The sequence below is a fragment of the Paraburkholderia sp. SIMBA_053 genome (assembly GCF_046534895.1).
In the GTDB taxonomy this organism is placed as follows: Bacteria; Pseudomonadota; Gammaproteobacteria; order Burkholderiales; family Burkholderiaceae; genus Paraburkholderia; species Paraburkholderia caledonica.
Genome location: NZ_JAWRXU010000002.1, coordinates 50,796 through 64,334, shown reverse-complemented (window position 1 = coordinate 64,334; position 13,539 = coordinate 50,796). Strand labels below are relative to the sequence as shown.

At 63.4% G+C, this 13,539-nt stretch carries 10 protein-coding genes; 7 read left to right on the top strand and 3 right to left on the bottom strand.

Annotated features, from left to right (window positions below):
• Positions 1–63: 63 nt before the first annotated feature.
• Positions 64–4,116 (top strand): DNA translocase FtsK, encoded by a 4,053-nt coding sequence (locus SB753_RS06890; protein ID WP_410799691.1) that lies wholly within the window; start codon positions 64–66, stop codon positions 4,114–4,116.
• Positions 4,117–4,303: 187 nt separating this feature from the next.
• Here SB753_RS06890 and SB753_RS06885 read toward each other — a convergent pair whose 3' ends face one another.
• Entirely contained in the window at positions 4,304–5,608 is a 1,305-nt protein-coding gene (locus SB753_RS06885) for a lactonase family protein (RefSeq protein ID WP_310354655.1), read from the bottom strand.
• A 277-nt stretch (positions 5,609–5,885) separates the two neighbouring features.
• Here SB753_RS06885 and SB753_RS06880 point away from each other — a divergent pair, with 277 nt between their 5' ends.
• Positions 5,886–6,038: a DUF3096 domain-containing protein gene (locus SB753_RS06880; protein ID WP_007175701.1), complete on the top strand. Its 153-nt coding sequence runs from the start codon at positions 5,886–5,888 to the stop codon at positions 6,036–6,038.
• 261 nt (positions 6,039–6,299) lie between these two features.
• On the opposite strand, the gene SB753_RS06875 is transcribed toward SB753_RS06880, so the two are convergent.
• Positions 6,300–6,545 (bottom strand): hypothetical protein, encoded by a 246-nt coding sequence (locus tag SB753_RS06875; RefSeq protein ID WP_006048362.1) that lies wholly within the window; start codon positions 6,543–6,545, stop codon positions 6,300–6,302.
• Positions 6,546–6,782: 237 nt separating this feature from the next.
• On the opposite strand from SB753_RS06875, the gene SB753_RS06870 reads away from it, so the two are divergent.
• Both SB753_RS06870 and SB753_RS06865 read left to right on the top strand, forming a co-directional pair.
• On the top strand, positions 6,783–8,663 hold the full coding sequence (locus SB753_RS06870; RefSeq protein ID WP_410799689.1) for a glycoside hydrolase family 15 protein: 1,881 nt from the start codon (positions 6,783–6,785) through the stop codon (positions 8,661–8,663).
• Positions 8,664–8,844: 181 nt separating this feature from the next.
• Positions 8,845–10,122, top strand: coding sequence for a polyhydroxyalkanoate depolymerase (locus SB753_RS06865; RefSeq protein WP_020065325.1), 1,278 nt, complete (start codon positions 8,845–8,847; stop codon positions 10,120–10,122).
• 208 nt (positions 10,123–10,330) lie between these two features.
• On the opposite strand, the gene SB753_RS06860 is transcribed toward SB753_RS06865, so the two are convergent.
• Positions 10,331–10,963 carry a TetR/AcrR family transcriptional regulator gene (locus tag SB753_RS06860; RefSeq protein WP_020065324.1) on the bottom strand — a complete coding sequence of 211 codons (633 nt, stop codon included), beginning with the start codon at positions 10,961–10,963 and terminating at the stop codon, positions 10,331–10,333.
• Positions 10,964–11,197: 234 nt separating this feature from the next.
• Here SB753_RS06860 and rsxB point away from each other — a divergent pair, with 234 nt between their 5' ends.
• The 3 genes from rsxB to SB753_RS06845 all read left to right on the top strand — a co-directional run bounded on the left by rsxB (position 11,198) and on the right by SB753_RS06845 (position 13,422).
• Positions 11,198–12,130: an electron transport complex subunit RsxB gene (gene rsxB / locus SB753_RS06855; RefSeq protein WP_410799687.1), complete on the top strand. Its 933-nt coding sequence runs from the start codon at positions 11,198–11,200 to the stop codon at positions 12,128–12,130.
• A 19-nt stretch (positions 12,131–12,149) separates the two neighbouring features.
• On the top strand, positions 12,150–12,794 hold the full coding sequence (gene nth / locus SB753_RS06850; protein ID WP_410799685.1) for an endonuclease III: 645 nt from the start codon (positions 12,150–12,152) through the stop codon (positions 12,792–12,794).
• A 193-nt stretch (positions 12,795–12,987) separates the two neighbouring features.
• Positions 12,988–13,422, top strand: coding sequence for a DUF1841 family protein (locus SB753_RS06845; protein WP_020065321.1), 435 nt, complete (start codon positions 12,988–12,990; stop codon positions 13,420–13,422).
• The last annotated feature ends 117 nt before the right edge of the window (positions 13,423–13,539 follow it).

Here is a 13,539-nt window from a genome sequence, read left to right as displayed (position 1 = left end):
GCTTCGCCGGTTTAAACTCGACGGATTGCGTTTCCCTCAATCCGTCATTTGTTGATGTCGAGTATGCACACGGTAGTTTTCGGCTGGTTCGGCGGGTCGGCCGTCTGGTTCATTCCTCTCATATGGCGGCTCGTCAAGTCGATGCTGCCGGGCGGCGCGGGTTTGCGCGGCCCCGGCACGATCCGGCTCTGGCTCGGCTTCGTCTGCGTGATGGTGGCGAGTTGCACGCTGGAGGCGTCGCTGATCGGCGCGGCCGGCACAAACGCGATCGGCCATGCGCTCGCGGCGGGCTTCGGCCATCTGCTCGGACATATCGGCACGCCGCTGGCAGCGCTGGCGCTGCTGCTGGTCAGCCTGCCCTGGCTGATCGGTTTCCACTGGCGCGAGTTTCTCGCGTGGGCCGACGGCGCGTTCGGCCTCGGCCTCGCCTCGCGCGGTCTTGCAAGGCGTGACGATGAGGCGCGCCGCCATCGCATCGACGACGGCGCGTCGCCACATATTTCCAGTTCCATGAACACGATGGCGCCCAAGACCAAAGGGCGTTATTCACGGCCCACCGTTTGGCGACCGCCTGTCAAGGCACGCGCTGCGGGTGGCGCCGGGGCTGCAGGCGTCGGCGCTGCCGGGTCTGCCGCTGGCAGGGACGCGCCAACGCGCGCGACTAGCGAAAGCTGGCGAGCCGGGCGAGTTGCGCCGCGCAGCCGAAGCTCGCAAGCAGAGCCGGTTCTGGTCACCGGCAGCGCGAATCCGGCGCGGCACGCAACGTCACAGACGCCGATGCATGGGTCGTCTGCCGGCAAGGCGACTTGGGCGCCGACCGAACCGGTCGCGCCGGCTGGTTGGCTGCGCGAGACCACGTCGCAGCCGCGTGCGTCTACTGCGAGCACGGCAGCGCAAAACGCGGCCGGCGATAACGGCTCGCTCGGCACAGGCCGCCCAACTCGTGACCCGCGAGGCAGCGGATTGTTGGGAACCGGCATGGGTGCGGCGGGAGTGGCCGCCGGCATGCAAGGCGCTGATGCGCATGCCGCGCGCTTTGCAGCGAGCACAAGCGCGGGTCCGCGCGGGCCTGCCGGTACGACGCCGCCGAGCGGATCCGTCGATGGCCGCGCCGCGCTCAACCCTGCTTCGACGCCGCTCAATCGCGCGGCATCGCCGGCGCAAGTGCCGCCATCGACCCCGCGCACCCAGGATGTCGCTTCGGTTTCGGGCACGCGTCGTCCGTTGTCGGCTGCGCCGAGCTACACGCGACCCTTGCCTGCAACACAGAAGGTCACGCCGCCAGCCAGCGTCCAGGAGACGCTGCGCAGCATTGCCGAGAACGCCGCCCGCTGGACGGATATCGCCGGCGTCAGCCTCGCGCGAAGCACCGGCGCGGACGTTGCGAAGATCGCGGAGCCGAACATGCCGCCGTCGGGTTCGGGCGCCACTGCGAGCGGGGAAATTGCGCACTACGGCAACGTCGAGCCGCCTTCATTCGCGGATCAGGCAGAGTCTGACGATGTCGCAAGTCCGGCGGCGAGCAATGCGCCGCAAGTCGATGCGATCCACGCCGATGAAACGCCGTTCGAGCGGCCCGTTGGCATGCAACCTTCAATGTCAGTGGAACAAACTGCACTTGAAACGCCGCATGAAACGCCGGTTGTCGCGCACGCTCACACGCTGCGGACGGAGCCCGAGGCGCCGGCTACGAGCAGTACGGTGCCAGTCGTGCAGTGGCCGATTGAGCCGCCGGTCATTCAAGCGCCGATAAGCTTGCCGACTGAACTTGCAACGCCGTCAACGCCGCCAACGCCGCCAACGCCGCCAACGCCGGCGATCGTGCCCGCAGCGGGGATGGCATCGACGGTCGTGCCAACACTGCCGGTTGCCGCACCACCGCTCAATCGCACGCCGTTCGGCATCTTTGCAACCCGACTGCAGGAGCCCGACGCGCCGTCGCAGACGCCGCCTTGGGAAGAAGATCTGCCTTCGTCGGCGCAACAGCCGGATGACGGTCCGGACAGCCCGGCCACGCTTGCAGGTCAGCACCGCGACGAGCGCGTCGAACACCCCGCTACGCCGCTCGTGATCAGGCCGGTGTCGGTCGCTCCGGACATTGCGCCAGACAACGCTCCGGTCCACGCTCCACAGGTCCAGCACGCGGCAATCACAGGCACAAACACAGATACGAGCGAAACCACCGCAGGCTTGGCATCCTCAGCCACTGCCGACCTGCACACGGCCCCTACCCTCGCGGATCAAGCGACCACACTGGTCGAACCGAACGCCGCACCTGTGGCTGATACAGCCGTGGCGCCGGAGCCAGGCGCTGCGACGCCGGCGCCGTCTAACGTGGTTCGTTTCCCCAGCTTGGTAACCCAAGCGCACACGGCAACGCGCGACCAGGCGGTACCGCAACCGCATGCGCAACCGAATAACGAGGAAAGCCTCAGCGCACCCCCGACCGCACCGTCGATCCACGCTCCCGCTCTGGACGTGTACGCCACCCATTCCGCGCCGCCCTCTCCACCGCCGGCGGCATCGAACGCCGGGCACGAACCGGTGCCCGCGGCCGAACCGCCCGTGCAGCGCACGCCGCTGCGCGGCCACAGCCCGACTAACGGCTTCGAGTTTCACGCGCCGGCCGCGTCGATGGTCGAATTGCCCACGCTCGATCTGCTTGCGCCCGCCGATACCGACGTCGAGCCCGTTTCCGAGGAGAAGCTCATCGAGACCGGTCTTCTGATCGAACAGCGCCTGCAGGAATTCAAGGTGCCGGTGACGGTGGTCGGTGCATCGGCAGGTCCCGTCATCACGCGTTTCGAGGTCGAACCGGCGCTCGGGGTGCGCGGCAGTCAGATCGTCGGGTTGATGAAGGACCTGTCACGCGGTCTCGGACTCACGTCGATCCGCGTCGTCGAAACGATTCCCGGCAAGACGTGCATGGGCCTCGAATTGCCAAACGCGAAGCGCCAGACGATCCGCCTGTCCGAGATTCTCGAAGCGAGCGTCTATCAGAACTCGCATTCGCAATTGACACTGGCGATGGGCAAGGACATCACTGGCCATCCGGTCGTCGCCGATCTGGCAAAGGCGCCGCACATGCTGGTTGCGGGCACGACCGGCTCGGGCAAGTCGGTCGCAATCAACGCGATGATCTGCTCGCTCCTCTACAAGGCGACGCCCGAGGAAGTGCGCCTCATCATGATCGACCCGAAAATGCTGGAGCTGTCGGTCTACGAGGGCATTCCGCATCTGCTCGCGCCGGTCGTCACCGACATGAAGCTCGCGGCCAACGCGCTGAACTGGTGCGTCGGCGAAATGGAAAAGCGCTACCGTCTGATGTCCGCGGTCGGCGTGCGCAACCTCGCAGGCTTCAATCAGAAAATTCGCGACACAGAAGCGAAGGGCAAGAAGCTGGGCAATCCGTTTTCACTGACGCCAGAGGCGCCCGAGCCGCTCGCGCCTCTGCCGCTGATCGTCGTGGTGATCGACGAACTTGCCGACCTGATGATGGTGGCCGGCAAGAAAATCGAGGAACTGATCGCGCGGCTTGCGCAAAAAGCGCGCGCCGCCGGCATCCACTTGATTCTCGCGACGCAGCGCCCTTCGGTGGACGTGATCACCGGGCTCATCAAGGCGAACATTCCGACGCGCGTCGCGTTCCAGGTATCGTCAAAGATCGACTCGCGCACGATTCTCGACCAGATGGGCGCGGAGTCGCTGCTCGGCCAGGGCGACATGCTGTTCCTGCCGCCAGGCACGGGCTATCCACAGCGCGTGCACGGCGCGTTCGTCGCGGACGAGGAAGTGCACGCGATCGTCGAGTATCTGAAGCAGTTCGGCGAGCCGCAATACGAGGAAGGCATTCTCGACGGCCCCGCGACCGACGGCGGCGCGGCGCAGGACCTGTTCGGCGACTCGCCGGATGCCGAAGCCGATCCGCTGTACGACGAAGCCGTTGCGTTTGTCGTCCGCACGCGGCGCGCGTCGATTTCGTCGGTGCAGCGGCAATTGCGCATCGGCTATAACCGTGCGGCGCGTCTCGTCGAACAGATGGAAACCGCTGGGCTGGTGTCGGCCATGGGTATCAACGGAAGCCGCGAAGTGCTCGCGCCGGGGCCGGCGGAATAAGCCTGTCTGACTGACGGTCAGATTCGACGACGCATCGAATCCGCGTTACGAGGCGAGCCGGGCTTGCTACAAAACAACGGGCCGCTCGAAGCGGCCCGTTTTTCATGCAGCATGCAGCGTACGGCGTGCATGCTCGCACGCATGATTCAGTGGTGCCCTCACCTGCGCACAGATGCGGGCCCGTCCCTCACGACGGCGACACGAGCTTGAAGTCAACCGGCGAGCCGATCTCGATACGCTTCGGGTTCGCTTCGAGCAAGCCGCTCTGCAGGTCGCGCCTGAATACGTAGACCGTGTCGCTGTTCTGATTGCCGACGATCAGCCATTTGCCCGTGGGGTCGATCGCGAATTCGCGCGGCGACTTTCCAAGGCTCGATTGATGACCGATCTTTTTCAGATGTCCGTTCGTCGGATCGACGGAGAAGATCACGATCTCGTTCGCGTCGCCGCGATTGGTCGCGTACAGGAAGTGTCCGTCCGGCGACAGATGGATCGCCGCCGCCCCGACCGCGCCCTTGAAGCCGGGCTCCGTTAGCGAGACTGTCTGGACCTGCGTGAGCTTGCCGTCGTCGTAATTGAAGATGCTGACGGTGGCGGCGAGCTCGCTCGTCAGGTACGCATGCTTGCCGTCGGCGCCGAACACCAGATGCCGGGGGCCCGTGCCCGGCTTTTCCTGCGTATAGCGCCAGTCGGTCGGACCGAACAGGCCGCGACTGCCGTCGGGCGTGTAGCGGTACGAATAGAGCTTGTCGGCGCCGAGATCCTGCGCGAACAGATAACGTCCGTCCGGCGAAAAGACAGTGGAGTGCACGTGCGAGTTGTCCTGGCGTCCTTTCACCGGGCCGCCGCCTTCATGATGCACGGTCAACACCGACGCGCCGAGCTGGCCGTCCGCCTGCACCGGAAACACCGCGAAGCTGCCGCCCGGGTCGGCCGCAACCGAATAGTTCGCGGTCAACAGATATTTGCCATCCGGTGAGAGACTCAGGTAGCACGGATCGTTGCCGTCGGCGGAAACCTTGTTGAGGAAGCTCAACTGGCCGCTCGCGGCGTCGAAGCGAAATGCGCTGATGCCGCCGCGCTGGCTGGCCGGTCCGTTGTCGCCAGGCAATTCGTTGACGGCATAGACGAACCGGCGGTCGCGGCTCACCACCAGATACGACGGGTTGACCGTCTGCGCGACCGAGACGCGCGTCGCGTCGCCGGTCTTCGTGTCGAAGCGATAGACATACAAGCCCTCGCTCTTGCCGCCGGTATAGGTGCCGACCAGCATGTCATAGACGCCGTCGGCGGGAGCGGGGCCGGCGTCCTGGGCGAACGCGGGCGAAGCGACAATCGAGACCATGAGCGCGAAACCTTTTATGATCGAGCCGGCGGAGTGCATGGGAGCCCATGTGCGCGCGCGCCGTGAAGGGGAGCCCGCATCGGCATACGAAGAAGGCTGAGTAACACCTGAGGCGGCGCGCACTGCGGCCCGGTGACGACGAAGCATATAACCTCCTCTACATCGTTTATTTGCATGAACTGGTTGTAATGGCGTCTCTGGTCTGCCGCGCGACGGTCGAGCGTTGCTTACGTCGAGCAAGTATAAAAGTGTTGCAACGGATGATGCAGCGATCAGGGCCGCGAGAACCTGTCGGCAGCTAGTCAGTCGGGTAGCGGACTGTTTTAGAACTCGGATGCTGCAACGCCGGCCGCTGCATGGGTAGCAATTGTCCCGCCTGAACGGGATCTTTTTTAATCGCGTATCACCACACTACGGAGTATTCATGAACGTCACACTCAGCCTGGGCCCGCTGGTTTCGTTGATCGCCGGCATACTGATTCTCGTGATGCCGCGGCTGTTGAACTATATCGTCGCGCTCTATCTGATCATCATCGGGATCATTGGGATTTTTGGCGTGGGGTCTTCGCACTTCTGAGCGCGGCAGCCGGGCGCAAGACGGCCCGGCATATTTCGATGCGAAGTGGATGGGCGGCGGGTGTGCGAACTTCGCCGACACTGCCGCCCGGCGACAGTGCTCAACGTGCACGAACTGCACGAACGCGTGGGAGCACGCAAGCGCAAGTGCGCACGGCCCGACAAGACCGTGCGGTCACTGCCGCAGGCTGGCAGGAATAGACGTCAGGCGCCCCGGCAAGACAACGCGCGGTGTCAATGCCGCTCGCGGAAAACGCCGGCGTCAGCCGTTCGAAAGCTGTTCCAGACGCCAACGCCCCTGCAGCGACAGCGCGCCGACGGCATAATGGCCGTCACCTTCCTGATAACGCCGGAAGCAGGCTCGTTCGATCAGAAAGCTCGCGGCGGTCTGCATGCCGTTGCGGCTCAGACCAAGGCGGCTGTGATCGAGAGGCAACATTGAATCGTCCGCAAGCTGGCTCGCGGCGGAGAGAATCGTGATGCAGTCGGATTTTGACGGATTCAGCATGGCTTTCGTCCTCGAAACGGCGTGTGCATGCGCGATGGGCAAGCCGGTTCGCAAAACAGTGAAGAATTCCGCGCCGGCCAGATTACTGATTGTAGGCATAGGCTCGAAATTTACCAACTCGCGTTTTGCCGCATTGCCGACCAAGCCGAAAAACCGCCAGCGAGTCCGGAAAGAACAACGAACAGGTGGGGCCCGTTGCGCCGCACCTGCTACTCAAACGCACTGATACGCAACCTCATGCCCGCACCCATCGAAGACTATGCGCTCATCGGCGACGGCCACACCGCCGCGCTCATTTCCCGCGAAGGTTCCGTCGACTGGCTTTGCTGGCCGCGTTTCGACTCCGGAGCATGTTTCGCCGCGCTGCTCGGCACGCCGGACAACGGCCGATGGCTGATTTGTCCCGATACCGACGCGCCCGTGAAAATCACCCGCCGGTATCGGGGCGAAACGCTGATACTCGAAACCGACTTCGAAACGCCCGAAGGCGCGGTGACGCTCGTGGATTTCATGCCGCCGGGCAACGGCTGGTCGGAGATGGTGCGTATCGTCGTCGGCAAACGCGGCACCGTGCGCATGAAGATGGAACTCGTGCTGCGCTTCGACTACGGCTTCTCGATTCCGTGGGTCCAACGCCTGAAGAACGAGAGCGGCATCCGCGCGATCGTCGGCCCGGATAACGCGGTGCTGCGCACGCCCGTTGAACTCGTCGGCGAGAACATGAAAACGGTGGCCGAATTTACCGTCAAGGAAGGCGAGCGCGTGCCCTTCTCGCTCGCCTACGCGGCTTCGCACTTGCGGCTGCCGCCGGCACGCGATCCGCACACGGCGCTCGCACGCACCGAGAACCATTGGCTCGAATGGTCGGCGCGCGGCAGCATCCAGGGGAGATGGGCCGAGCCGATCCGCCGCTCGCTGATCACGCTGCGGGCGCTCGCCTACGAGCCGACCGGCGGAATCGTCGCCGCGCCCACCACGTCGCTGCCCGAACAGCTGGGTGGCACGCGCAACTGGGACTACCGCTACTGCTGGCTGCGCGATGCGACCATCACGCTGCTCGCGCTGATGCGCGGCGGCTATTACGACGAGGCGCGTGCATGGCGCAGCTGGCTCGGCCGCGTTACGGCCGGCGCGCCCGACCAGTTGCAGATCATGTATGGGCTCGCCGGCGAGCGGCGCCTGCCCGAGTTCGAGATCGACTGGCTGCCCGGCTATCAGGGCGCGAAGCCCGTGCGGATCGGCAATAACGCGGTGGGGCAGCTTCAGCTGGACGTGTACGGCGAGGTGATGAACGCGCTGCATCTGGCGCGCGTCGGCGGCTTGCAGGCAGACGACACCGCGTGGAACGTGCAATGCGCGCTGCTCCGCCACCTGACGACGATCTGGCAGCAACCCGACGAGGGCATCTGGGAGACGCGCGGCGGGCGCCAGCATTTCACTTTCTCGAAGGTCATGGCGTGGGTTGCGTTCGACCGCGCGCTTGCATCGGCGGAAATGTTCAAGCTCGAAGGCCCGCTCGACGAATGGCGCGCCACCCGCGCGCAGATTCACGCGGAAGTCTGCGAAAAGGCGTGGAATCCGTCGCGCAACGCGTTCGTCCAGGCGTACGGCAGCGACCAGCTGGACGCGAGCGTGCTGCTCATGCCGCTCGTGAGCTTCCTGCCGCCGAACGATCCACGAATAAAAGGTACGGTGGAGGCGATCGAACGCGACCTGATGCACGACGGTTTCGTGATGCGCTACCGCACGACCGAATTCGACGACGGCCTTCCGCCGGGGGAAGGCACGTTTCTGGCTTGCTCGTTCTGGATGGTGGACAACCTGGCGCTCCAAGGCCGGCTTGACGAAGCGATCGCCATGTACGAACGGCTGCTCAGACTATGCAACGACGTCGGGCTGCTCGCGGAGGAATACGATCCGGCGGCGAAACGCCTGGTTGGCAACTTCCCGCAGGCGTTTTCGCATGTGTCGCTCGTCAATACCGGCCTGAACCTGATGAAACACGAACAGGCGATGGCGCGGGCCACGGGTCAGCCGTCTCATAACGGCATGCACCAGGCGGAACTTGAGGCTGCTGCAAGCCCGGATAGCGGCACAGCAACATCGCCAGTAGCATGATTCAATGACACTTTCACGGATTAACGCCACCCGATTGCTGCATTGCACAACACCACTTGTTTCTATATCATCGAACCGTCTGTCGGCCCAAAAATAGTGTGCCAACAACCAAGAATGGCCTGCCGCAACGCCACACGCGTGTTTGCGAAGCCCCATGCGAACCGCTTAAAACGGAGCACCCATGCTCTACCAATTGCACGAATTCCAGCGGGCTATGCTGAGCCCGCTTACCGCCTGGGCTCAGGCCGCGTCCAAATCGTTCGCGAATCCTGCCAGCCCGCTGGCCTACGTGCCCGGTGCCACGCGCCTTTCCGCCGGCTACGAACTGCTCTACCGGCTTGGTAAAGATTACGAGAAGCCGGAGTTCAATCTGCATCAGATCGTCAAAGACGGTCACAACATTCCGATCATCGAGCAAACGATCATCGAAAAGCCGTTCTGCCGTCTGATGCGCTTCAAGCGTTTCGCGGACGACAGCGACGCCGTGACCCAGCTCAAGGACGAGCCGGTCGTGCTGGTCTGCGCGCCGTTATCGGGCCACCATGCCACGCTGCTGCGTGACACAGTGCGCACGTTGTTGCAGGACCACAAGGTCTATCTGACCGACTGGATCGACGCGCGCATGGTGCCGCTCGAAGACGGCGAGTTTCATCTCGACGATTACGTCGCCTACATTCAGGAATTCATCCGCCACATCGGCGCGAAGAATCTGCATGTGATCTCGGTGTGCCAGCCGACCGTGCCGGTGCTCGCCGCCATTTCGTTGCTGGCGAGCCGCGGCGAAGACACGCCGCGCACCATGACCATGATGGGCGGGCCTATCGACGCGCGTAAGAGCCCGACCTCGGTCAACTCGCTCGCCACGCAACACTCCTACGAGTGGTTCGAAAACAACGTGATCTTCACGGTGCCGCCGAACTATCCGGGCGTGGGCCGCAAGGTGTACCCGGGCTTCCTGCAACACACGGGCTTTGTCGCGATGAACCCGGAACGTCATGCGGCTTCGCATTGGGACTTCTACCAGAGCCTCCTGCGTGGCGACGAAGACGACGCGGAAGCGCATCGCCGCTTCTACGACGAGTACAACGCCGTGCTCGACATGGACGCCGATTACTACCTGGACACGATCCGCGTGGTGTTTCAGGAGTTCTGTCTGGCCGAAGGCACCTGGGACGTGGCCGGCGAACGCGTGCGTCCGCAGGACATCACGAAAACTGCGCTCTTCACGATTGAAGGCGAACTGGACGACATTTCCGGCGACGGTCAGACCTATGCCGCTCACGGGTTGTGCACCGGCATTCCGGAGAACAACAAGCGTCACTTCACGGCGGAAAAGTGCGGGCACTACGGTATCTTTTCGGGCCGCCGCTGGCGCACGATCATTTATCCGCAGTTGCGCGACTTCATCCTCGAGCACAACAAGGCGCCGAAGGTCGTGAAGGAAAAAGCCGAAGTGTGACGCGTGTCATGCGGACTTCGCGCAAGCGTCATGCAGGCTTTTTCGGCCAATCATGAAGTCACACGAAGTCCTCGCGAAACAGATAAGAACGGCCTCCTGATTAGGAGGCCGTTTTTTTTGGCCCGTCTCAAACGGCCCGTTGAAAAGCAAGCAAGGTTGAGAAGCGTCTTAGCACTTCTCAACTTTGCAGACCAACACCGAGGCCGTCCTACTTTCGCAACAGATAAGCGAGCAATAGTTCGGTGTTCATCTGAATCACCTCACTGCGTTCGCTCGCACTGCTGAAATCGCGACCAAGCGTGGCTTCGAGCGTGAAGCGATTGGACACGATGTAATAGCCCATGCCCGACAGCGTGACGTAGAAGCGCAGCGGATCCACGTTCGTGCGAAAGAGCCCTGCGCGTTGACCACGCTCGAGAATGCTGCCAAGCGTGGCGACGATCGGCGAAATCATTTCGCGGATGCGCGTGGACTTCTGCATATAACGCGCCTCGTGCAAATTTTCGTTATTGACGAGGCGCAGCAGTTCAGGATGGTCGCGGTAGTAATCCCAAACAAAATGCGCGAGACGCGTAACTGCCTCGACCGGCGCAATGCCGTTAAGTTCGAGCGTGCGTTCCGCTTCGTTGAGCGCGCTGAACGCGTGCTCGAGTACTGCAGTGAAGAGCTGCTCCTTGCTACCGAAGTAGTAGTAGAGCATGCGTTCATTCGTCTCCGCTCGGCGGGCGATCTGATCGACGCGCGCGCCGAATAGCCCACCATTTGCAAACTCTTCGGCAGCCGCAAGCAGAATGCGGCGCCGGGTGCCTTCAGGATCTCTTTTGATTTTCGGCTGATTCATGGTGGCATGGTCTTCGTGAGCCGCGTTTTCCAGATCGTGCCGCCGGCCTCTCCTCGGGCCTTGCATAGACGGCACTGAACGGGCTGGTTGGGGGAAACCCTTCTGCGGTCTTTCGAAAAAGGCGCTTCGATTATGGCACATGGATTGCCGATGGCAATTGGGGAAATCGGCGATAATGTGCTATTTAGTTCAAGCTGTGCGGCCGCCCCGCCGAGCCCCGCTTGGCCCCACATCGTGACCGTGACACAGATCAAAACACTCGCAGATCGCATTGAAGATCTGCTTCCCCAGACGCAATGCACCAAGTGCGGTTATCCGGCGTGCCGTCCGTATGCCGAGGCCGTCGCATGCGGAGAAGCCAATTACAACCAGTGCCCGCCGGGTGGTGAAGAAGGCGTCGCACGCCTCGCCGCCTTGCTCGGCAAACCGGTGATTCCGCTCAATTCCGCCAATGGCGTCGAACGCCCGCGCCCTCTGGCGGTTATCGACGAACAGGTGTGCATCGGTTGCACTTTGTGCATGCAAGCGTGCCCGGTCGACGCAATAGTTGGGGCACCGAAACACATGCACACGGTAGTCGCCGAGTTGTGCACGGGCTGCGACCTGTGCGTGCCGCCCTGCCCGGTCGATTGCATTTCGATGCCGCCTGTCACCGGCGAGGCGACCGGCTGGGACGCATGGAGCCAGCCGCTCGCCGACGCCGCGCGCGAGCGACATAACCGGCGTGAAGCGCGTCTCGCACGCGAGCGCGAAGCCGCCGAAGCACGTGTTGCGGCGCGGCGAAGCAGCGCAGCCGCTAGCGGCGCTACTACTGCGGCTGCCACTGCGCCGGCAGGCAACGTGCCGACGCCATCGGCATCGCCTGCAAGCACTGCTGAGAATGCGGACGCCGAAGCGAAGAAACGCGCGATTATCCAGGCCGCGCTCGAACGCGCGCGCAAGAAGAAGGAAGAGCTGGCCGCCAAAGGCCAGGTCCCGTTGAACACCGAGCAGGTGAGCGCCGACGTGCAGGCGCAGATCGACGCGGCCGAAGCGCGCCGCCGCCGTCTTGGACTTACCGGCACAGGCACCGACCAACGTACCGATCAACGTACCGATAAGCCCGCCGACGATGCCGCCGGCAACCCGCCGCCGTCGACGCCGGTCGGCACGCGCAATCCGCGCTAACAGCATCCGCCCGCTCAGCATGAACGCGAACAAACGCCGCGCCATCTACGAAACGCTTCAGAGCATCAATCCGCATCCTACGACCGAACTGGAGTACACCACACCGTTCGAACTGCTGATTGCCGTGCTGCTTTCGGCGCAGGCGACTGACGTCTCGGTCAACAAGGCCATGCGCAAGATGTTCCCTGTGGCCAACACGCCGCAAAAAGTGTTGGCCCTCGGAGAAGAAGGCGTCGCCGACTACATCAAGACGATCGGGTTGTACAGGAACAAGGCCAAGAACGTGATCGCGACTTGCCGCATCTTGCTCGATCAATACGGCGGCGAAGTGCCGGAGGACCGCGAGGCGCTGGAAAGTCTGCCGGGCGTCGGGCGCAAGACGGCTAACGTGATTCTGAACACGGCGTTCGGCCATCCGACTATCGCCGTCGACACACACATCTTTCGGGTTGCGAATCGAACCGGGCTGGCTCCCGGCAAAGACGTGCGCGTGGTCGAAACAGCGCTCGAAAAATTCACGCCCGCCGAGTTCAAGAAGGACGCGCATCATTGGCTGATCCTGCATGGCCGTTATGTGTGCAAGGCGCGTCGGCCGGAGTGCTGGCACTGCGCGATCGAGCCGCTTTGCGAATTCCGGCCAAAGACGCCGCCGCCCGATCTTTGAGCGGGCGCGTCCCCAGCAAGCCGCAGCACCGGCGCGTAAAATGCCGCGTTATATATAGAGCGGCGCCGGCCTGAGTTATACGCGGCGGCACCGGCCAGCGTGAGCGGCTCCGCATGGCGCGTTCTCACAGCAACGCCTCACCGCACGCAACCGTTGCGTCCTCTCACTTTCCACTCGATAAACCGGTCCCACGATGTTCAATCCAAGCCGCGACGAAGTCCGTCAATTTTTCACCGAGACCTGGCGCAAGCAGCGTCAGGGCGAGATTCTGACGCCGCTCGAAGCGATTGCCGCCGACTGGATCACTGAGCATCCCGAGTATCACGCGGAACTGACCGATACCGAGGCGGCCCAGGCTCAGGACTACTCGCCCGAGCGCGGACAGACCAATCCGTTCCTGCATCTGTCGATGCACCTGGCCATCACGGAACAACTGTCGATCGACCAACCGCCAGGTATCCGCGCCGCGCACGAGCGTCTTGCTGCCCGTCTCGGGTCGACGCACGACGCGCAGCACGCGATCATGGAATGCCTCGGCGAAACCATTTGGGAAGCGCAGCGGACAGGCTTGCCGCCCGATACGGACGCGTATCTGCAGCGCATCGAACGGCGCGCGACGCGCGACTAGCGGCAAGCGTGCGCGGATCGCGACGCGAATAGGAGCATCGAAGGGAACGCGCAAAAGAGCGCGCGGGCCGCGAACTCAACCACGCACGCAAACTCCGGCGTCAAAAAGCACGACACC

What these genes read in the sequence shown, in the direction of transcription:
- SB753_RS06890 (WP_410799691.1), top strand. Translation starts at nt 64, where the DNA reads ATGCACACGGTAGTTTTCGGCTGGTTCGGCGGGTCGGCCGTCTGGTTC.
- SB753_RS06885 (WP_310354655.1), bottom strand. Translation starts at nt 5,608, where the DNA reads ATGCTTCGTCGTCACCGGGCCGCAGTGCGCGCCGCCTCAGGTGTTACT.
- SB753_RS06880 (WP_007175701.1), top strand. Translation starts at nt 5,886, where the DNA reads ATGAACGTCACACTCAGCCTGGGCCCGCTGGTTTCGTTGATCGCCGGC.
- SB753_RS06875 (WP_006048362.1), bottom strand. Translation starts at nt 6,545, where the DNA reads ATGCTGAATCCGTCAAAATCCGACTGCATCACGATTCTCTCCGCCGCG.
- SB753_RS06870 (WP_410799689.1), top strand. Translation starts at nt 6,783, where the DNA reads ATGCCCGCACCCATCGAAGACTATGCGCTCATCGGCGACGGCCACACC.
- SB753_RS06865 (WP_020065325.1), top strand. Translation starts at nt 8,845, where the DNA reads ATGCTCTACCAATTGCACGAATTCCAGCGGGCTATGCTGAGCCCGCTT.
- SB753_RS06860 (WP_020065324.1), bottom strand. Translation starts at nt 10,963, where the DNA reads ATGAATCAGCCGAAAATCAAAAGAGATCCTGAAGGCACCCGGCGCCGC.
- nth (WP_410799685.1), top strand. Translation starts at nt 12,150, where the DNA reads ATGAACGCGAACAAACGCCGCGCCATCTACGAAACGCTTCAGAGCATC.
- SB753_RS06845 (WP_020065321.1), top strand. Translation starts at nt 12,988, where the DNA reads ATGTTCAATCCAAGCCGCGACGAAGTCCGTCAATTTTTCACCGAGACC.